21 protein-coding genes are annotated in these 19,515 nt (G+C 36.2%); all 21 read left to right on the forward strand.

Annotated features, from left to right (window positions below):
• The first annotated feature begins 102 nt into the window (after window positions 1-102).
• The 21 genes from K5Q13_RS01115 to glnA all read left to right on the forward strand — a co-directional run bounded on the left by K5Q13_RS01115 (window position 103) and on the right by glnA (window position 19,501).
• A complete protein-coding gene (locus K5Q13_RS01115; protein ID WP_220738989.1) occupies window positions 103-1,077 on the forward strand; it encodes an ROK family glucokinase in 975 nt (324 codons plus the stop codon).
• A gap of 148 nt (window positions 1,078-1,225) precedes the next feature.
• Window positions 1,226-2,014: a type I methionyl aminopeptidase gene (map, locus tag K5Q13_RS01120; protein ID WP_220738991.1), complete on the forward strand. Its 789-nt coding sequence runs from the start codon at window positions 1,226-1,228 to the stop codon at window positions 2,012-2,014.
• Window positions 2,015-2,029: 15 nt separating this feature from the next.
• Window positions 2,030-2,665, forward strand: a complete 636-nt coding sequence (locus tag K5Q13_RS01125) for a sugar transferase (RefSeq protein WP_220738993.1) — start codon at window positions 2,030-2,032, stop codon at window positions 2,663-2,665.
• A 21-nt stretch (window positions 2,666-2,686) separates the two neighbouring features.
• Window positions 2,687-3,463: a DUF4422 domain-containing protein gene (locus K5Q13_RS01130; protein WP_220738995.1), complete on the forward strand. Its 777-nt coding sequence runs from the start codon at window positions 2,687-2,689 to the stop codon at window positions 3,461-3,463.
• A 23-nt stretch (window positions 3,464-3,486) separates the two neighbouring features.
• Entirely contained in the window at window positions 3,487-4,452 is a 966-nt protein-coding gene (locus K5Q13_RS01135) for a glycosyltransferase family 2 protein (RefSeq protein WP_220738996.1), read from the forward strand.
• Window positions 4,439-6,007 carry a teichoic acid glycosyl transferase gene (locus K5Q13_RS01140; RefSeq protein ID WP_220738998.1) on the forward strand — a complete coding sequence of 523 codons (1,569 nt, stop codon included), beginning with the start codon at window positions 4,439-4,441 and terminating at the stop codon, window positions 6,005-6,007. The genes K5Q13_RS01135 and K5Q13_RS01140 overlap by 14 nt, the downstream gene beginning before the upstream one ends.
• Window positions 6,008-6,192: 185 nt before the next feature.
• Entirely contained in the window at window positions 6,193-7,383 is a 1,191-nt protein-coding gene (gene glf / locus K5Q13_RS01145) for a UDP-galactopyranose mutase (RefSeq protein ID WP_220739000.1), read from the forward strand.
• A 41-nt stretch (window positions 7,384-7,424) separates the two neighbouring features.
• Window positions 7,425-8,384: a glycosyltransferase family 2 protein gene (locus K5Q13_RS01150; protein WP_220739002.1), complete on the forward strand. Its 960-nt coding sequence runs from the start codon at window positions 7,425-7,427 to the stop codon at window positions 8,382-8,384.
• 19 nt (window positions 8,385-8,403) lie between these two features.
• Window positions 8,404-8,835: a glycerol-3-phosphate cytidylyltransferase gene (gene tagD, locus K5Q13_RS01155; protein ID WP_220739519.1), complete on the forward strand. Its 432-nt coding sequence runs from the start codon at window positions 8,404-8,406 to the stop codon at window positions 8,833-8,835.
• Between the two features lie 107 nt (window positions 8,836-8,942).
• On the forward strand, window positions 8,943-9,851 hold the full coding sequence (locus K5Q13_RS01160) for a glycosyltransferase family 2 protein (RefSeq protein ID WP_220739004.1): 909 nt from the start codon (window positions 8,943-8,945) through the stop codon (window positions 9,849-9,851).
• Between the two features lie 69 nt (window positions 9,852-9,920).
• Window positions 9,921-10,145 (forward strand): cold-shock protein, encoded by a 225-nt coding sequence (locus K5Q13_RS01165; RefSeq protein WP_220739006.1) that lies wholly within the window; start codon window positions 9,921-9,923, stop codon window positions 10,143-10,145.
• A complete protein-coding gene (locus tag K5Q13_RS01170) occupies window positions 10,145-10,696 on the forward strand; it encodes an NUDIX hydrolase (RefSeq protein WP_220739008.1) in 552 nt (183 codons plus the stop codon). Before K5Q13_RS01165 ends, K5Q13_RS01170 begins: the two co-directional genes overlap by 1 nt.
• A gap of 1 nt (window position 10,697) precedes the next feature.
• Window positions 10,698-10,994, forward strand: coding sequence for a hypothetical protein (locus K5Q13_RS01175; protein ID WP_220739010.1), 297 nt, complete (start codon window positions 10,698-10,700; stop codon window positions 10,992-10,994).
• 147 nt (window positions 10,995-11,141) lie between these two features.
• A complete protein-coding gene (locus K5Q13_RS01180; RefSeq protein ID WP_220739012.1) occupies window positions 11,142-11,816 on the forward strand; it encodes a 5'-methylthioadenosine/adenosylhomocysteine nucleosidase in 675 nt (224 codons plus the stop codon).
• A 73-nt stretch (window positions 11,817-11,889) separates the two neighbouring features.
• Window positions 11,890-12,546 (forward strand): YtpR family tRNA-binding protein, encoded by a 657-nt coding sequence (ytpR, locus tag K5Q13_RS01185; RefSeq protein WP_220739014.1) that lies wholly within the window; start codon window positions 11,890-11,892, stop codon window positions 12,544-12,546.
• Window position 12,547: 1 nt separating this feature from the next.
• Window positions 12,548-12,688, forward strand: a complete 141-nt coding sequence (locus K5Q13_RS09515; RefSeq protein WP_246574098.1) for a UDP-N-acetylmuramate--alanine ligase — start codon at window positions 12,548-12,550, stop codon at window positions 12,686-12,688.
• Window positions 12,688-14,022: a UDP-N-acetylmuramate--L-alanine ligase gene (murC, locus tag K5Q13_RS01190; RefSeq protein WP_220739016.1), complete on the forward strand. Its 1,335-nt coding sequence runs from the start codon at window positions 12,688-12,690 to the stop codon at window positions 14,020-14,022. The genes K5Q13_RS09515 and murC overlap by 1 nt, the downstream gene beginning before the upstream one ends.
• A gap of 156 nt (window positions 14,023-14,178) precedes the next feature.
• Window positions 14,179-14,898 (forward strand): Bax inhibitor-1/YccA family protein, encoded by a 720-nt coding sequence (locus K5Q13_RS01195; RefSeq protein ID WP_220739018.1) that lies wholly within the window; start codon window positions 14,179-14,181, stop codon window positions 14,896-14,898.
• A 76-nt stretch (window positions 14,899-14,974) separates the two neighbouring features.
• A complete protein-coding gene (polA, locus tag K5Q13_RS01200) occupies window positions 14,975-17,656 on the forward strand; it encodes a DNA polymerase I (protein WP_220739020.1) in 2,682 nt (893 codons plus the stop codon).
• Window positions 17,657-17,771: 115 nt separating this feature from the next.
• The gene (locus K5Q13_RS01205) at window positions 17,772-18,107 is read left to right on the forward strand and encodes a MerR family transcriptional regulator (protein WP_220739022.1); all 336 of its coding nucleotides are present in this window, start codon (window positions 17,772-17,774) and stop codon (window positions 18,105-18,107) included.
• A 47-nt stretch (window positions 18,108-18,154) separates the two neighbouring features.
• The gene (gene glnA, locus K5Q13_RS01210) at window positions 18,155-19,501 is read left to right on the forward strand and encodes a type I glutamate--ammonia ligase (RefSeq protein WP_220739025.1); all 1,347 of its coding nucleotides are present in this window, start codon (window positions 18,155-18,157) and stop codon (window positions 19,499-19,501) included.
• Window positions 19,502-19,515: the final 14 nt, after the last annotated feature.

Raw genomic sequence — 19,515 nt, forward strand, 5'->3', positions numbered from 1 at the left:
TAGAATGAGTGAGTAATAAATTACTCAGGAGGATACGTGTGTTGCACGGCGTGATTGACTTTAAATTTGTTAATTGCTCTCAATGCTTGACACTTTAATATAATGGATAAAGATAAATTAATCGGGGTTGACCTTGGTGGGACAACAATTAAGTTTGCTATTTTAACTGAAACAGGTGAAATTCAACAAAAGTGGTCAATTAAAACGAATGTTTTTGATGAAGGAACACATATTGTACCTGATATTATTGCCTCAATTAATCATCATCTTGACTTGTATCAATTGGATCCAGCACGTGTGATCGGCATTGGCATGGGTACACCGGGTACCGTAGATCGTACTGCTGGAACTGTGGCTGGTGCATTTAACTTAAATTGGAAAACAGAACAAAATGTCAAGGCTGATATTGAAGCGGGAACTGGATTCCCTCTGACACTTGATAATGATGCTAACGCTGCTGCGTTAGGTGAAGCTTGGAAGGGTGCGGGAAACAACGATGGTGAAGTTTCCTTTATTACACTTGGCACAGGTGTTGGTGGTGGCTTAGTATCAAATGGTCAGTTGATTCATGGTACAGCTGGTGCTGGTGGCGAAGTTGGACATGTTATTGTCGAACCAAATGGTTACTTATGCACATGTGGTAATAGAGGTTGCTTGGAGCAATATACTTCTGCCACAGGTGTTGTACACTTGGCGCAAGATTTTTCTGAAGAATATGTTGGAAGATCTAAGTTAAAGCAAATGATATCAAATGGTGACGAAGTGACGTCTAAAATTGTTTTTGATTTAGCAAAAGATGGTGACTTTTTGGCAAACAAGGTGATTGATAAGGTTGCCTACTATTTGGGTTATGCAACTGCAGCAATGTCAAATATTTTAAATCCGTCAGCCATAGTTATTGGTGGTGGTGTTGCAGCTGCTGGCGAATTTCTCCGCGCACGTGTAGAAAAGAATTGGCTTACATTTGCATTTCCAACTGTAAGAGAATCAACGCGTGTAAAATTAGCTGAATTAGGTAATGATGCTGGTGTTATTGGCGCAGCATCATTGGCTCGCATTGAAACATTAAATAAGTAAAATATATATTAAAAACAACCTAGTGGTTGTTTTTTTTACATACTTTTTAACAAATAACACTTTGTATACCAAAAAAAGGTATAATGTATAGTAATTGCTATTTAAAATATATAATGAAATCCACCTTTTTACGGAAAGAAGAAACAAAATGATTACTTTAAAATCACCAAGAGAAATTGAAGCAATGCGCCAGTCTGGTGCAATTATTGCTGGTATGCATCACATGTTACGTGATTTGATTAAGCCAGGGATTGATACCTGGGAAATTGAAACAAAGTCACGTGAATATATTGAAAGTCACGGCGGTGTACCTTTACAAGTTGGCTTTGAAGGATTCAAATATGCTACGACTATTAGTGTTAACAGCGAAGTGGCACATGGTTTGCCACGTAAAGGATTACACTTAAAGAATGGTGATTTGGTTAAAGTGGACACAGTAGTTGGCCTTAAAGGTGCTGTGTCTGATTCTGCTTGGTCATATGCGGTTGGTGAAGTGACACCGGAAATTCAAAAATTGATGGATGTCACTAAGAAGTCAATGTATTTAGGGATTGATCAAGCAATTATCGGAAATCGTATCGGTGATATTGGCCATGCGATCCAAGAATACACAGAAGTCGAACACAATTATGGTGATGTGCGACAATATATCGGTCATGGCGTGGGTCCAACAATGCATGAAGAACCACAAGTACCTCATTATGGGAAACCAAATCATGGTATTCGCCTACGTGAAGGTATGGTCATTACGATTGAACCGATGATTAACATTGGTGGTTGGGAAGTTGACACAGACGACACAGATGAGGACGGTTGGACGGTTCGAACAAGTGACGGATCATGGTCAGCGCAATATGAACATACACTGGCCATTACAAAAGATGGACCAAAAATATTAACAAGTCAAGATCCAGAATTTGACGCAAAATATTTGTAAAAGTGGGTTAGGAATTTGAAAATTAAGCCAAAACACAAATCATATTTAATTACTAAACGACTCATTGATGTGGTTTTTGCGTTACTTGGATTAATTGTACTATCACCAATATTTTTGATTGTATTTGTGATCTTAAAAATAGATAGTCCAAAATCACCGGCATTTTTTGAGCAACAACGGATTGGTAGAAACGGTGTACCGTTCAATATATATAAATTTCGATCAATGGTACCAAATGCTGAAGAAATGCTAAAGTCAAATACGGCATTGTATGAAAAATATGTTGCTAGTGGTTATAAATTACCAACTCAAGAAGATCCGCGTATTACAAAATTAGGTGTATTTTTACGTCGATCAACAATTGATGAATTACCTCAGTTTTGGAATATGTTAATTGGAGATATGAGTTTAGTAGGGCCACGACCAATTGTCGCTGAAGAGTTAAAAGAGTATGGTGATCAAAAAGATATTTTCTTGTCAGTACGACCAGGTGCCTTAGGTCTTTGGCAAGCTAGTGGTAGATCACTGATTGAATATCCAGAACGTACGCAAATAGAGTTAGAATATGTTGCAAATGCTGGATTTTTTTATGATATTAGTATTGTTTTTAGAAATGTTATCGCCATTTTTAAATCTAAAGGAGCTTATTAATTATGGTCTTTGGTATAAGTTATGGTTGATAAAATTAAAATTTTAGTTGCTGCTCATAAAGCGGCACCAATGCCAGAAATGAGAAATATTTATTTACCTGTACAGGTAGGCGCGACATTGTCAGAAAAAAAAATCGATAATTTTACACCTGATGATACTGGTAAAAATATTTCTGTCAAAAATCCGTACTTCAATGAATTAACAGCTTTATATTGGGCAAGATATAATCTTAATTCAGATGTTATCGGCTTGGTACATTATCGTCGATTTTTTTCATTTAATAAGAAGAAAAACTTAGATACAATTTTGACTGAATCTCAAATTCACCAATTGTTAACCAAGGCAGATGTCATTGTACCAAAAAAGAGACGATATTGGATTGAAAGTAGTCAATCCCATTATCGACATGCACATCACGGTAAGTCACTTGATGTATTACGAGAAGTGATTGCAACACGGCAGCCAGCGTATTTAGAGATTTATGACCAAAATATGGCACGTACTTGGGCACATATGTTTAATATGTTTATCATGAAACGTGCAGAATACGATGCGTATATTGATTGGCTATTTGATATTTTATTCGCAGTTGAAAAGCAATTGCAAAATGAAGTTGAGCATTGGGACATCTATGAAAAAAGAGTCTATGGTTTTTTGAGTGAACGTCTGCTAGACGTGTGGTTAGAAAAAAATCATGTGAAATATACTGAAGTACCGATTGTATTTATGGAAAATCAGCATTGGGTACGTAAAGGCACGAAGTTTTTGGCACGTAAAATTGGGTTTGGTCGTGTATAGTTTTTTGTTAATGGGGGGAATTGATGAAACGTTTAATAATTATTGTTCCGGCGTATAATGAAGAGGAGACATTATCCAAATCTTTGATGACGTTACAAAATGCTTTAAAAAGAATGATTGAACAGCAACGTATTTCAAAAGAAAGCCAAATAGTTGTTGTTAATGATGGGTCAAATGATGCTACATGGCCTATTGTAGAAAAATTTGCAAGCAACACACCATATATTTCAGGTATTAATTTTAGCCGTAATTTTGGCCACCAAAATGCTATTCTTGGGGGATTGACGGCAGCCCAAAATTATGGGGATATTTTTATCACAATTGATGCTGACCTACAAGATGATGTCGATGTTATGGTTAAGATGGTGGACGCCTATGATAAAGGTTATGATGTTGTATACGGTGCCAGGAATGACAGGGAAACAGATACGCGATTTAAAAGATGGACTGCGGAGACATTTTATCGTGTGATGGAAAAGATTGGTGTGGAAATGATACCAAATTCTGCGGATTATCGTTTAACATCACGACGTGTAGTAGATCACCTACTAACGTTTAAGGAACAAAATTTGTTTTTACGTGGTATTGTTCCAAAGATAGGATTTCCGAGCACCGTTGTCTATTACGCCCGCAAAGAAAGAGAATCAGGAAAGACAAAATACCCTTTTAGAAAGATGATCAGTTTTGCTTGGGATGGTATTACTTCATTTTCGATCGCGCCAATGCATGCTGTGTTGGCGATGGGTGTTATAACCACATTTATATCATTATGTATACTATTGTATACAGGATGGCAGTATTTAGCTGGACAAACTATTCAAGGATGGTCTTCATTGATGGTATCCATTTGGTTTCTTGGTGGCGTACAACTAATTGGAATATCAGTCATTGGAGAGTATATCGGGAAAATATTTAGTGAAACGAAATCACGACCACGGTTTATTATTCAAGACAATTTGTTGTCAGGTGATCAACATGAAGCGCAATAGTTTATGGTTAAAAATACCTTCGTTGCCTGTATTAATATTATGCATTGTCTGTGTACTGACAATTAGTTCATCACCCTTGTTTGTAACTAACCCCTGGGATGATAGTAACGCAATGTTGACAATGGGAAGATCAGTTCTACATGGTATGGTCCCTTATCAAGATATTATTGACCAGAGAGGTCCATTTTTATACGCAATATTTACGATTGGGGCGTTCATTAATCAAACAAGTTTCACTGGTGTATTTGTTCTACAGGTCATCAATGTGTTAATTATTTATCATTTATCATATAAAATTGTAAAGGATTTAACAGGTATTGTTGCAGTTACACGATGGTTAGCATTATTTGGACCTTTTGCACTGCTGGCTACAAGTTCATTTAGTTTAAGCGGTTCACCTGAAGAATTTGCTTTTACCTCAGTACTTTACTTACTATATGTTGTTAATCACAATCATCACAATATAGTGATAATTGATTTAAAAACTTTCTTTTTTTTGGGATTAAATCTTAGTTTGATTTTTTGGAACAAATATTCAATGGTTGGTGCTTTCTGCTTTTTTTTTATTTGGGTAGCGGGCACGTTTATTTACCAAAAGAAATTTATTAGGTTGCTAAAAGTCACACTTATTTCTTTAGTTGGCTTTTTCAGTTTTTCATGTTTAGTATTAGGGTATTTTTTCTATCATCATGCTATTCAAGAGATGATCCAGGTCTACTTTGTGCAAAACATGACATCATATGGTAAGACTGATCAATCCACTTTGATGCAAATATGGAAAATATTTGCATTGGTTGCTAAGGAGATACGTGGACACTATCTTGTAGTACTAGTCATAGTGGTTGGATGGTTCAAATCACTTTATGATAAAAAAGAAAACATCGTTCTAGAAATATTTATTTTTTTAGGAACAATCATTTTTGTTGCTTTACAACATTGGGTAATTAATTATTACAATTTGATTTGGATGCCTTTTTTTGCTATTGCGCTGATACGTATTCTGTCGTTTGAAAGCTCTCGATTAATTGATGATGGCAGAAGTGACATAGCAGTTAGTTTTATTATAACAACGGCCATTATAGTACTCCCTTTTGTCAATAATCAAGACTTGAATCGGTTAATTATTAATGGTGAGTCACAAGCGATTAGTGGAGAGCAATATCGAGCGCAGCCATTATTTGCCAAAATTATGAGGGAAAAATCGAATGGAAAGGGAAAACCCTCGATATTGATGATTAACAGTTTAGATAAGGGATTTTTCTTAGCATCACAAACACTGCCAAAAACAATTTATTGGCATAGGTTAAATATGTCCTATCAACAACTTCCTCAAATGTATCAATCATTTGAGAATGATATGCGTGGTAAAAAAGTTGATTATGTTATTGTAAAATTAAATTACAAACCAGCAAACAAACAAAAGTTAGCATATCAACAAATTAGTGATGCAGTTGATCAACATTTAAGGCAGCCATTACTTGAAAACTACAAAATTAAAGCGATTACGAAAAATAGTAATAGTGAATTTTTTATTTTATTGCATAAAAACAATTAACCTACCATTTTATAATCCACTCCAAAATCTCGGGTTGAAAAATGAAAAAGTAGATATGATATAATAGATTGGGTACTTTAATTAGTGCCCTTTTATTCGGTAGAATAACATCTCAATAGCAACAAAACATTAATTTGATACTTGTGCACGTAAAATTAAAATATGTTAGATATAATGGAGACATCATGGTAAATAAATTTAACACCAAAAATTATGATTACTTAGTGGTTGGTGCAGGACCTTTCGGTATGATTTTTGCTCATGAGGCAGCAAAACGCGGTAAAAAATCATTAATTGTTGAAAAAAGACCATACATCGCTGGTAATACACACACGCACGTAGAACATGGTATTACAGTGCATGATTTTGGGGCGCATATTTTTCATACTGATAATAAAGAAGTCTGGGATTATATTCGCCAATTTGCTAATTTTAATGGTTATCAGAATCAAGTTGTGGCGAACTATAAGGGCACATTATACAATTTACCATTTAATATGAACACGTTTTACCAGATGTGGGGTACCAAAACACCCGATGAGGCGCAAGCAAAAATTGATGAGCAAAAGAAATTAGCTCTGAAAGATTTGGGTGATCGTCAACCACGTAACTTAGAGGAACAAGCTATTTCTCTAATTGGTACGGATATCTATGAAAAACTAATCAAAGGTTACACGGAAAAGCAATGGGGCCGTAAGGCAACAGAACTACCTGCTTTTATAATAAAGCGCTTACCCGTGCGTTTTATTTATGACAATAATTATTTCAATCATCGTTATCAAGGTATTCCGGTTGGTGGTTATACACAAATATTTGAGCGTATGTTGGCTGAATCAAACGGTTTAGTTGATGTGTTAACAGATACAGACTTTTTTGATCACAAAGAAGACTTGTTAGCCGAATTCCCACGCATTTTGTATACAGGTATGATTGATCAGTTCTTTGATTACAAGTTTGGTGAATTAGAATATCGGTCATTACGTTTTGAGCACGAAGTGATAGCGTCAAATAACTATCAAGGTAATGCTGTTATCAATTATACGGATGCTGAAACACCATATACGCGTGTAATGGAGTGGAAACATTTAGATGGTTTGGCGGATGAAGGTAAGACGATTATTACAAAAGAATACCCACAAGAATGGGATCGTTCAAAAGAAGCCTACTATCCTGTCAATGACGATAAAAATACCAAAATTTACAAACAATATGCCCAAGAGGCGCGTCAAAAGCAAACGAATATTATTTTTGGTGGTCGACTAGGTAAGTATCGTTACTTTGATATGGATCAAGTATTCAATGATGCGTTTAATACAGTTCGTCAAGAATTTGATATTGATGCGAATTTTAATTTTGCACACGACAATATTCAATAATAATGCCCATTTGGGCGTACATAAAAGATTAGGATCTGAATATGATAAAAAAAACATCAAATAATCAACTGCAACAATCAAATATATTGTCAATTGTTGTACCTGTGCATAATGAAGAAGAAACAATTCAGATTTTTTATGATGCACTCTCAAATATAAAAAAGCAATTGACTGCTACCATTCATTATCACTTCATAGATGATGGTTCCACAGATAATACATTGAGTATATTGCGCCGTCTGTCTGAAAGTGACGAGAATGTTCACTATGTTAGTTTTTCTCGTAACTTTGGTAAGGAATCAGGACTTTATGCGGGTTTACAACAAGCTGATGGTCAGTATGTTGCTGTGATGGATGTTGATTTGCAAGATCCGCCTGAATTATTACCACAAATGTTACAAGATGTTCAGAGTGGTGAATATGACGCCGTCGGCACAAGACGTGCGAATCGCAAAGGTGAGGCTAAATTACGTTCGTGGTTTTCAGAGCAGTTCTATGTTTGGATAAATAAAATTAGTGATACACAATTAGTTGACGGTGCACGTGATTATCGTGTGATGACACGACAAATGGTAGATGCGATTTTATCCATGACTGAGAATCAAAGATTTAGTAAAGGAATTTTTAGTTGGGTTGGTTTTAAAACTAAGTATATTCCATTTGAAAATCGTGAACGTGTCGCTGGAAATACATCTTGGTCATTTTGGTCATTGTTGAAATATGCCGTTGAAGGGGTCGTTTCTTTTTCAACTGTACCACTTACGGTTATAACAGGCCTCGGTTTTACATCCTTTGGTTTATCATTGCTCAGTGCGGCTTTTATTATTATTAGGGCTATGGTAAATAATAATAGTGTTGCTGGTTGGCCATCGATGGTAACGATTATCTTATTTATTGGTGGTATACAGCTTCTTAGTTTGGGTGTCATTGGTCGCTACATTGCGGCAATTTTTTTAGAAACGAAACATCGACCTATTTATATTACGAGAGAAGAAAAATAATTTTAAAGGATGATTAATGATGAAACGAGTGATTACGTACGGCACGTTTGATATGCTACATTATGGCCATATCAATTTATTAAAGCGAGCAAAAGAAATGGGTGATTATCTCATTGTTGCGCTATCAACAGATGAGTTTAATTGGCATTCAAAACAAAAAAAGACTTATTTTTCATATGAAAAGCGAAAACAATTATTAGAAGCGATTCGCTATGTTGATTTAGTTATTCCAGAAGAATCATGGGATCAAAAAAAATCCGATGTAGCGCTATATAAAGTTGATACGTTTGTTATGGGAGATGACTGGGCAGGACAATTTGATTTTGTTCAAGAAGAAACTGATGCAAATGTTATCTATTTGGCACGTACACCTGAAATTTCTACGACACAAATTAAAAAAGATCTGAACACAAAAGATTTAACAACAGATCATCAATCTAAAGGCTATTAATTTATCACGTTAAACATTACAGTGAACAAAAAAGTCTTTTTTTGTTCGAACAAATTAACAAAGACTATCAATATTTAACGTCCTATAGACTCATAAAGAGGAATACAATGAAAAAAGTAACAGTGTCTGCCGTTCTAGTAACTTATAATCGTATTAATTTACTCAAACAATCAATTCAAAAAATTTTGAATCAGAATACTGAAGCCTTGAAACATCTTATCATTGTAGATGGCGCTAGTACTGATGGGACACAGGCATACTTAAAGACGTTGGTGGATGATAGAATAAGTACAGTCTATTTATCAAAAAATCTTGGTGGCGCAGGCGGATTTAATGCAGGAATACGGCAGTTTTATGAGAAAACAACTGATGATTTTGTTTGGGTTATGGATGATGATTCTATGCCTGAAGAAGATGCGTTAGAGAAATTGTTAGAGCCAATCTTTGCGGATCCTATGATTGGTTGGTGTGCGAGTAAGGTTGTGTGGACTGACAAACAATGGGCAAAAATGAATGTTCCTGGTCCAATAGATGGTGATAAAAAGCGTATCTTTGATGGTGGAGAAAACATACTTGCAATTAAACATGCCACATTCGTGTCAACTATTTTTAAACGTGAACTAGTCGAAAAAATAGGTTTGCCTCAAAAAGAGTATTTTATTTGGGGAGATGATATTGAATACACTGAACGGGCATCACGTGAGATGTCTGGTTATCTCGTTCGACGCTCAATTGTCGTTCATGCTAGCAAATATAATGCTAATCCCGGTGATATAGTTAGTGAAAAAACACAATCGCGTTTACCGCGATATTTGTATGAGTACCGTAATCGACTATTGACAGCTCGACGGCGGCAGTCGGTCATCAAATACATTAAAACATTAGGGCATACCGTACTTGATTTTTTAAAAACACTGATTTTACCCAGTGTGCAGTATCGACGACAAAAGCTGTCTCTCATTATCAAGGGAACAGTAAATGGGTTTAAGTTTAATCCGCCTATTGAATACCTTTAACACGTGATGTCGAGTAGATGCTCTGATAGAAATCTACATTATCGGCATTTTTTTTGATATAATGGGAATATGAAAATAGGAACAGTAAAAATTTGGCAAAAAGAACGTGGCTATGGCTACATAACTCCTGATGAAGGTGGCGATGATGTATTTGTTCACTTTAATGGCATTGATATGGACGGCTTTAAGTCGCTCAATCAAGGTGAGAAGGTAAACTATGTGCTTGTTCAAGGTTTTAAGAATTATCAAGCCGCGCAAGTACATCCAATTATGAAAAAAGCGGCTGATGTGTAATGGCTGAACGGGAAAAAATTATCAGTTCAAAAATTGTCTACGAAGGACCAATTTTTAGTGTGGAAACACAGGACGTTGTTTTATATAATGGTCGCCAATCCAAGCGCGACGTTGTTAGACATGTTCCAGCGATTGCAATTTTGCCTTTTGTCGATGACAATCACATCATTTTAGAAAAACAATATCGCGCAACCATTGGGGATTTTATTCTGGAAATACCAGCTGGTAAACTCGATGATCGAGATTTTGATCGACCTGAACATGCAGTTGAGCGTGAGCTCAATGAAGAATTACGTATGACTGCTGGGTCAATTAAACGAGTGGTTGGTTTTTTTGAGACAGTTGGGTTTTCTGATGCTTATATGCACATCTTCATTGCGAAAAATCTTAAACCAGTAGAGGTAGAAGAACAGTTACCACGTGATTTGGGTGAATCATTAGATCTCATAACAGTATCATTTGATGAAATGAAGTCTTTATTCGACGAAGGTAAGCTTAACGATCAAAAAACAGTTCTAGCTTTTTTGTATTGGTCATATTTGAGAGGTTAGTATGTCTGAGGAATTATCACGTCGCGCAGCAAAAAAAGCTCAAAAAGAGCGCGAAAAAGAACGTAATCGTGTTGAAAAAAATTATGCGAAGTTACATCCACAACAAGTAACCATCGTGGCACCAGAAACACGTGAAGAAATGCGATTGACACGTAAGGGGCGTTACGAGCTTGGATCGGATGGCAAATTAACAGCAGTAGGTAAGTCAAAGCGGCTTACCCATCGTTATAATTTATTAATTGGGATGCTATTATTACTGATTGTGGCGACTTACGTATTTTTTTTCGTTGTTAATTAGTTTTGCAAACGTGAAGAAATATCAGCAGTGCTAAATTGAAAGGAGATATGTTAGTGAATTTTAGTTATTAGATACGCTAGTTTTGTTCAAATGTGACAGACAATCGTTTTCTAAATAAGATGATAAAAATTTGTTAGCAATTACATTATGAAAATTGGAATTATTACGCCAATGGCGGAAGAAAAAGTTGCTTTAATTGCTGCTTTGGAGAACACAGTTACAAAGCAACATGGCGGCACTGAAATTACAACTGGTCAATACAAGGGGCACGAAGTTATTTTAACTGAATCAGGTATTGGTAAAGTTGCTGCTGCGGCAGCAACAACAGTTATGATTGATAACTTCACACCTGATTTAGTTGTTAATACTGGTTCTGCAGGTGCACTAGATCCTGATTTAAAAATTGGGGATGAGGTAATTGGAACACGTGTTGCTTATTCTGATGTTGACGTTACCGCTTTTGGTTATGAGTTTGGTCAACTACCTAATAGACCCTTATATTATGAAGCTGATAAGCAGGTAATAGAAGATTTTAAACAGCTAACAAAAGTACGAGAAGGATTGATTGTTTCAGGCGATCAATTTGTCCAAGCTGATGCCAAAAAAGCAATCTTATTGCATTTTCCTGATGCATTACTTGCTGAAATGGAAGCAGCGGCAGTTGCGCAAGTAGCGTACCAATTCAATACACCATTCATTGTTTTACGTGGCGTATCAGACTTAGCAGATGGTGATTCTGATGTTGACTTCGATGAGTATGTGGTTGCAGCTGGAAAAGCTTCAGCTAAGTTGCTTCTATCATATCTGGATAGTAAGTCATAATGCGGGCCGCAATTGCGGCTTTTTTGTATCGTTTCAGTTGGCAAAATAACAGAATTTAGTTAAGGATTAAATAATGATCGCAATATATAATTTAAAAGCGTTTGGTGACATTCTGATGATTGTTTTAGCACCTAATGCAGACAAACAAAACGTTACAACAGTCGGCCAAGTAACACGCATTCAAAATGCTGACACAAACGAAACTACAGGATTTAATATTTCTGGCGTTGGTAAAGACCTAGACCTGAGTGCGCAAAATGGACAAGTTTATTTAAATAGTAGCCAGATTAATATAATTAATAATGTTATTAATGCTGCCCAATTTGACGACGTTTTGACTGAACAACCATCAAAATTAGTGGTTGGGCGTGTTAAAAATATGGTTGGGCACCCTGATTCCGACCATTTGTTTGTTACACAAACTGAAGTAAATGATGGTAAACTATTACAAATTGTTTCTGGTTCGCCAAATATGAGAGAAAACATTAAAGTTGTTGTTGCACAACCTGGGACAATGATGCCGTCAGGCGCGATAATTTGGGATGGTGCATTACGCGGTGTTGCTTCGAGTGGCATGATCGTTTCAGGACGTGAATTGGGCTTACCGCAGGCACCTGAAAAACCTGGTGCACTGGTCTTACCAGAAGATTTTGGTGAAATTGGACAGCCATTTGATTTTCAAAAGGCGCAAGATTTATACGTCAAGGGACTAGTAGATATTAATTATTAAAATGTTAGTACAAGATAAATTGAAAAATAAACCACGTATTTATCGTATGTTAAATGATGAGAATACGAAATACAAAAATTTGATTTTTGAGTTACGTAAAGGTGAGTTACAATACTTTACTTTTATAAATGAGGGGAAATAATGTCTAAAACATATTATTTTATTGGTATTAAAGGAACTGGCATGGGGCCATTGGCTCAAATTTTACACGACCAAGGAAATACTGTGCTTGGTTCAGATATTGATAATTATACTTATACGCAGGCGCCACTAGAAGCGGCTGGCATTAAAATACTACCTTTTTCTGAAAAAAATGTTGATGATTATCGCGATGCTATTTTTGTGCGTGGGAATGCATTTTCTGATGATCAAGTTGAGGTTGCTCGTGCGTTAAAGTTGCAGGTTACAATGATTTCTTATCCTGATGCGGTTCAAGAACAAATTATGCAAACAACTTCAATTGCTGTTGCCGGAGCTCATGGTAAAACTTCTACTACAGGACTGCTAGCGCATGTATTAAAAAACATTGCCCCAACTTCTTATTTAATTGGGGATGGTACAGGCCGTGGCGTACCTAACTCGCAGTTTTTTGTTGTTGAAGCTGATGAATATCGCCGTCATTTTAAGGATTATGCACCAGATTACGCTATTTTAACCAATATTGATTTTGATCATCCTGATTATTATAAAGGCATTGAAGATGTAACAAATGCATTTTCTGATTTTGCTAATCATGTAAAAAAAGCTATTTTTGCTTGGGGAGACGACGTTCATTTACGTGCCTTAAAACCTCAAGCAGATGTTTATTATTATGGTACTAATCCTGAAAAAGATGATTTTGTTGCAACAAATATTCGCAAGTCAACTCAAGGATCACATTTTAATGTAGTTTTCCGTGGCGAAACGCTAGGAGAATTTTCGGTCCCACTATTTGGACAACATAGTATTTTAAATGCGTTAGCTGTTATTGCAGTGGCTTATATAGAAAAAGTGGATTTAGACTTAATTCGTGAGTATCTAATGACTTATCAGGGCGTTAAACGACGCTTTAGTGAAAAGCAAATTGCTGATATTACAGTAATTGATGATTATGCTCATCATCCAACAGAAATTGATGCGACGCTTGATGCTGCTCGTCAAAAATATCCAAACAAGCAAATCATCGCAATATTCCAACCACATACCTATTCACGTGTTATTGCGTACAAGGATGAATTTGCTAAAAGCTTAGAAGCAGCAGATAAAGTTTATTTAGCAAATATTTTTGGTTCTGCTCGCGAGAAGGCTGGTGCAGTTACTTCTGCCGAAATTGGTGATGAGATTAGTAAATTTGGTGGTATTATCGAAGAAGATAACATGAGTTTGTTAATGCCATATGAAAATGCCGTGATGGTGTTTATGGGAGCCGGTGATATTGAAAAGTATGAATTTGCTTATGAAAAATTGCTGGGACAATTGCGAACTGATTTACAGTAATTATATTTTTTAAGTGTTATATTAACAACATTGTTTTAATATATTTTTAATGTACTCTCTGGTATAATTAACTATAACCAGAGATGGTAACTGGAGTGATGTTGTAACATACTCGAAGAAACAACTGGGGAATAAATGTAATGCGAGGAGACTCAAATGGATAATTTTAATATTAATACGCGTCGTGATGTGACGGGTATGGATGAAGGCATGCGTGCCTTTTTCAAGCAAACATATAGTTTTATGGGAATTGCTGTATTGGTGACGGCAATAACAGGATTTATTGTAAAACAGTTTTTCTTGCCACAAATTGTTAGTTTAATTGCCGGTAATTTTATTGGCGCACTGGCCCTCATTGGTATTCAACTTCTAATTATAACAATGATTAGTCGTGCAACATTTAAAAACCCAGCAAGGGCATTTGGATTGTTGATGGCTTTTGCAGTTGTTGAAGGGTTAACTCTTGGGTTACTCTTAGCAATTTATACTGGTGCTTCAGTCGCAATGGCGTTTGTATCAGCTGCCGCTGTTTTCGGTGCAATGGCAGCATATGGCACATTTACGAAGCGTGATTTGACTGGTTTGGGATCAATACTTTTTGGATTGCTAATTGGTTTGTTGGTTGCAATGATTGTGAATTTGATATTCTATAATGGGATTGTTTCCTTGTTAGTTTCAGTTGCAAGTGTGTTTGTATTCTCATTATATACAGCTTATGATAATCAAAATTTGAAGCTAATGTACAGTCAATTTGCAGGTCAAGCAGATACGACAGGATTAGCAGTAAACGGTGCCTTGCGTTTGTATCTTGATTTCATCAACTTGTTCTTTGCTCTTATCAGAATTTTTGGTGTTACCGGTGGAACAAGAGATTAAGTTTTGAATATAGTTAAATTTAACAGCCTCAGGGCTGTTTTTTTGTTACACTAGAAGATAGATAAAGGACTATAAAATGACAAAAAAACTACTTTTAATTGATGGTAATTCACTTGCGTTTCGGGCTTTTTATGCGATGTATAATCAGCTTGACCGTATGATTTCACATAAAGGATTGCACACAAACGCGTTGGTCGCGTTCAATAATTTTTTGGACAAAATTGTTGAGCCAATGCAACCTGATTTAGCTTTAGTAGCTTGGGATGCAGCCTCTGGAAAAGATACATTTCGTGGTAATTTGTATCCTGAATACAAAGATGGTCGATCAAAAGCACCGGCTGAGTTTGTAGAGCAATTCCCATATTTACGTGAAATGGTGGCGTTACACGGTTTACGAAATTATGAGCAGGCAGGTCTGGAAGCAGATGATATTATTGGCACATTTTCTCGGCTTGGTGAACAAGCGGGATATAACGTCATAATTGTAACAGGGGATCAAGATTTAACACAGTTAGCCACGGAAAATATCACGGTAAATGTTACAAAAAAAGGTGTTACAGAAATCGAACGTTACACGCCAGAGTATATTATGGAAAAGTTTGGGATCACACCTTTGCAAATTATTGAAAAAAAGGCGTTGACTGGGGATACCTCAGACAACTACCCAGGAGTTACTAAAGTTGGTGAAAAAACCGCTTTAAAATTGCTAGCAGAGTATCATGATATTCATAATTTGTATGAAAATATTGCAGATATGAAACAATCGAAAATGAAAGATAATTTGATAAATGACCGTCAATCAGCTTTTCGTGCGAAACAATTAGCGACCATTTTAACTGAGGCTACGTTAGATTTACCACTTGAAGAAATAGAATTTCGTGGTATTGATTTTGATAAACTAGTGACGTTTTATGAAGAATTAGATTTTAAGCAGCAACTTGCTAAAATTAAGGCACTGCAAAAGTCAGGACAAATTGCTGGTAACCAGAATACAGATGAAAAGTCTATTAATGTGGTTACGCTTCAGGAAGAAAATTTGCAGGCAGTCTCTATGTTGAGTGGCAAAATCGCAATTCATATTGAGGTTGCTGGTCCAAATTATCATAATGATGCCATGATCGGTTTTGTTATTGGTAACCAAACAACAGGCTATTATGGCAGTCGTGACTTAACTTTGTTACAAAAACCAGAATTAAAAGCAGTGATTGAGAATGAATCAATTACTAAAAATGTGTTTAACTTAAAGGCTCAAATTATTTTGTTTAAACGTCTTGGGTTAGATTTAAAGGGTACAAAGTTTGATTTTTTGTTAGCTGCCTATTTGCTTGATACAACTGATAATGATAACGAGTTGTCAACATTGGCACAACGTTTTGACTTTTACTTACTACCTGATGAAGAAGTTTACGGTAAAGGTGCAAAGTTTGCAATACCTGAAGATACTGCACGTGTGTTGGTACATTTGGCACACAAGGCTGATCTTTTAATGCAACTTGAAGAACCTGCTTTTGATGCACTACAAGCACATGAACAGACACACTTATATACAGAAATAGAGTTTCCTTTAGCAAAAGTACTCGCTGAAATGGAATTTAGAGGTATCAAAATTAATCAGCAGCGGTTACGTGATATCGGGGATGATTTAGAGGAGAAAATTCATACTCTAGAGGCTGCTATCTACACTGAGGCTGGGGAGCAGTTTAATATTAATTCTCCAAAACAATTGGGTGTCCTTCTTTTTGAAAAAATGGGATTACCAGTGATTAAGCGAACAAAGACAGGTTATTCTACGGCTGTTGATGTTTTAGAGAAACTGGCATCGCAGGCACCAATAGTTGATTATATTTTGCAGTATCGGCAATTAGCTAAATTAAAATCAACCTATATTGAAGGTTTATTAGCAGTGGTTCACGAAAAAGATAGTAAAATTCACACACGTTATTTACAAACTTTAACGCAAACTGGCAGACTATCTTCTGTTGATCCAAATTTACAAAATATTCCAATGCGTACCGAAGCAGGTCGACAAATTCGTACAGCTTTTGTACCAAGTCAACCCAATTGGCAAATATTTGGAGCGGATTATTCGCAAATTGAACTTCGAGTTTTAGCTCACATGACTGGTGACGCAAATATGCAAAGGGCATTTTTGAATGGTGAAGATATTCATGCAGAAACTGCTCGTGCAGTTTTTGGATTGGATAATGATGGTGTCGTTGATCCATTAATGCGTCGTACTGCAAAAGCTGTTAATTTTGGTATTGTCTACGGTATTTCTGACTTTGGATTAGCAAACAATTTAGGTATTTCAAGGGCTGAAGCAAAGCGTTTTATTGAAACATATTTTAAGGAATTTCCTCAAATTCATGAGTGGATGTCAAAAATTAAAGAAACAGCGCACGAAAAAGGATATGTTGAAACAATTGCTAAGCGTCGCCGCTATCTACCAGATATAGGCTCAAAAAATTTTAATTTGCGTAGCTTTGCAGAACGGACTGCAATGAATTCACCAATTCAAGGATCAGCAGCAGATATTATAAAAATAGCCATGATTAAAGTAGCTGATGCTATAAAAAATAACAATATGAAAGCACGTATGTTACTACAAGTTCACGATGAATTAATATTTGAAGCACCAATTGACGAGATTGAGGAACTGACTGAATTAGTGACTACTGTAATGGACTCAGCTGTGGTTTTGGATGTACCTATGCGTGTTGAAAGTCATTACGGTAATACATGGTATGATGCTAAATAAATGTTATTTTTAAAATAATCAAGTGCATATCACCTCCATGTCATAAAACCTAACACATATTCGCAAAACTGTTAAATATCAATTAAAATAAAAGTATGTTAGCGGAGGTTGTGAAATGAGCGAACGTGAACTGAGAAGAAATTTAGCGATCTTACCCATTGGCACAGTTCGTGAGCTTACATTATTAACGGATCGTCAGATTCGTTATTATGAGCAACATCAACTGGTCAATCCTGCGCGTGGTAATGGCGGACAACGCCGCTTTTCATTAAATGATATTGATCGTTTACTTGAAATTAAAGACTTTTTAGATGCAGGGGATTCGATAAAAGATATTCAGGAAATTTTCGCAAAACAACATCGTAAAGCAGTTGGAAAACAGGATTCGGATTCAGCACTACGACGATCATTACAGAAAGAATTTGCTCAAATTGGTCGTTTCAGTCGTTGATCAAAGTAGTGGATGTCTTACAGGTTTTATAAAAAGAAGGGGAACTCATGGCACGAAAGTCATATACTAAAGAAGAAATCAACCAAATTGTTGTGGATGAAAATGTCGAATTTATTCGCGTGACATTCACAGATGTTCTTGGTGCAATTAAGAATGTGGAAGTACCAACGTCACAGTTGGATAAACTACTAAATAATAATTTGATGTTTGACGGCTCATCTATTGAAGGATTTGTTCGTATCAATGAATCAGATATGTATTTGTATCCTGACTTATCAACGTTTATGATTTTCCCATGGGCAACAGATGCGCATGGCGGAAAAGTTGCCCGGTTAATTGCTGACGTATATACATCAGATCGTGAGCCATTTGCTGGTGATCCGCGTCATGCATTACGTCAAGTTTTGGATCAAGCTAAAGAAGCTGGATTTTCAGCATTTAATGTAGGTACAGAACCTGAATTCTTCCTTTTCAAGTTAGATGCCAATGGTAATCCAACAACTGAGTTGAATGACAAGGGTGGCTATTTTGATTTGGCACCTCACGATAAAGGTGAAAACGTTCGTCGTGAAATTGTTCTAACATTAGAAAAAATGGGATTCGAAATTGAAGCCGCTCACCATGAGGTTGCCGAAGGGCAACATGAAGTTGATTTCAAGTATGCATCTGCCTTGGAAGCTGCCGATAATATTCAGACTTTTAAGTTGGTCGTTAAAACGATCGCACGTAAAAATGGTTATTATGCAACGTTTATGCCAAAACCAGTAGCTGGTATTAATGGTTCAGGTATGCATACAAATATGTCTTTGTTCCGTGATTCGGAAAATGCTTTTGAAGATACATCTGATGAAATGGGATTGTCAAAGACAGCTTATAATTTTTTGGGTGGTCTATTGTCACATGCAACAGCATTTACAGCATTAGCAAACCCAACAGTTAATTCGTATAAGCGATTGACTCCTGGATTTGAGGCACCGGTTTATGTTGCATGGTCTGCATCAAATCGCTCACCAATGGTTCGTGTCCCAGCTTCTCGGGGTAAGTCAACACGTTTAGAATTACGATCAGTTGACCCAACAGCTAACCCATATACAACTTTAGCTGCGATTTTGGCCTCTGGCTTGGATGGTATTAAAAATGAGCTTGAGCCGTTAGCATCAGTTGACAAAAACATTTATCTCATGGATGAAACTGAACGCACAAAAGCTGGTATTACTGATTTGCCTGATACGCTACTTGATGCGGTTCGCGAGTTAGCCATTGATGATACAATTACGTCAGCAATTGGGAATCACATTGTTGATAAATTTATTGAAGCCAAAAAAATTGAGTATACATCATATCGTCAGTTTGTTTCAAAATGGGAAACAGATGCATATTTTGAAAACTATTAATCACTAAATCAACA

Origin of the sequence: Leuconostoc miyukkimchii (assembly GCF_019656055.1) — a bacterium.
Classification (GTDB): domain Bacteria; phylum Bacillota; class Bacilli; order Lactobacillales; family Lactobacillaceae; genus Leuconostoc; species Leuconostoc miyukkimchii.

Coding starts and splice junctions, on each gene's coding strand:
- K5Q13_RS01115 (WP_220738989.1), top strand. CDS start 103: ATGGATAAAGATAAATTAATCGGGGTTGACCTTGGTGGGACAACAATT.
- map (WP_220738991.1), top strand. CDS start 1,226: ATGATTACTTTAAAATCACCAAGAGAAATTGAAGCAATGCGCCAGTCT.
- K5Q13_RS01130 (WP_220738995.1), top strand. CDS start 2,687: ATGGTTGATAAAATTAAAATTTTAGTTGCTGCTCATAAAGCGGCACCA.
- K5Q13_RS01135 (WP_220738996.1), top strand. CDS start 3,487: ATGAAACGTTTAATAATTATTGTTCCGGCGTATAATGAAGAGGAGACA.
- K5Q13_RS01140 (WP_220738998.1), top strand. CDS start 4,439: ATGAAGCGCAATAGTTTATGGTTAAAAATACCTTCGTTGCCTGTATTA.
- glf (WP_220739000.1), top strand. CDS start 6,193: ATGGTAAATAAATTTAACACCAAAAATTATGATTACTTAGTGGTTGGT.
- K5Q13_RS01150 (WP_220739002.1), top strand. CDS start 7,425: ATGATAAAAAAAACATCAAATAATCAACTGCAACAATCAAATATATTG.
- tagD (WP_220739519.1), top strand. CDS start 8,404: ATGAAACGAGTGATTACGTACGGCACGTTTGATATGCTACATTATGGC.
- K5Q13_RS01160 (WP_220739004.1), top strand. CDS start 8,943: ATGAAAAAAGTAACAGTGTCTGCCGTTCTAGTAACTTATAATCGTATT.
- K5Q13_RS01165 (WP_220739006.1), top strand. CDS start 9,921: ATGAAAATAGGAACAGTAAAAATTTGGCAAAAAGAACGTGGCTATGGC.
- K5Q13_RS01170 (WP_220739008.1), top strand. CDS start 10,145: ATGGCTGAACGGGAAAAAATTATCAGTTCAAAAATTGTCTACGAAGGA.
- K5Q13_RS01175 (WP_220739010.1), top strand. CDS start 10,698: ATGTCTGAGGAATTATCACGTCGCGCAGCAAAAAAAGCTCAAAAAGAG.
- K5Q13_RS01180 (WP_220739012.1), top strand. CDS start 11,142: ATGAAAATTGGAATTATTACGCCAATGGCGGAAGAAAAAGTTGCTTTA.
- ytpR (WP_220739014.1), top strand. CDS start 11,890: ATGATCGCAATATATAATTTAAAAGCGTTTGGTGACATTCTGATGATT.
- K5Q13_RS09515 (WP_246574098.1), top strand. CDS start 12,548: ATGTTAGTACAAGATAAATTGAAAAATAAACCACGTATTTATCGTATG.
- murC (WP_220739016.1), top strand. CDS start 12,688: ATGTCTAAAACATATTATTTTATTGGTATTAAAGGAACTGGCATGGGG.
- K5Q13_RS01195 (WP_220739018.1), top strand. CDS start 14,179: ATGGATAATTTTAATATTAATACGCGTCGTGATGTGACGGGTATGGAT.
- polA (WP_220739020.1), top strand. CDS start 14,975: ATGACAAAAAAACTACTTTTAATTGATGGTAATTCACTTGCGTTTCGG.
- K5Q13_RS01205 (WP_220739022.1), top strand. CDS start 17,772: ATGAGCGAACGTGAACTGAGAAGAAATTTAGCGATCTTACCCATTGGC.
- glnA (WP_220739025.1), top strand. CDS start 18,155: ATGGCACGAAAGTCATATACTAAAGAAGAAATCAACCAAATTGTTGTG.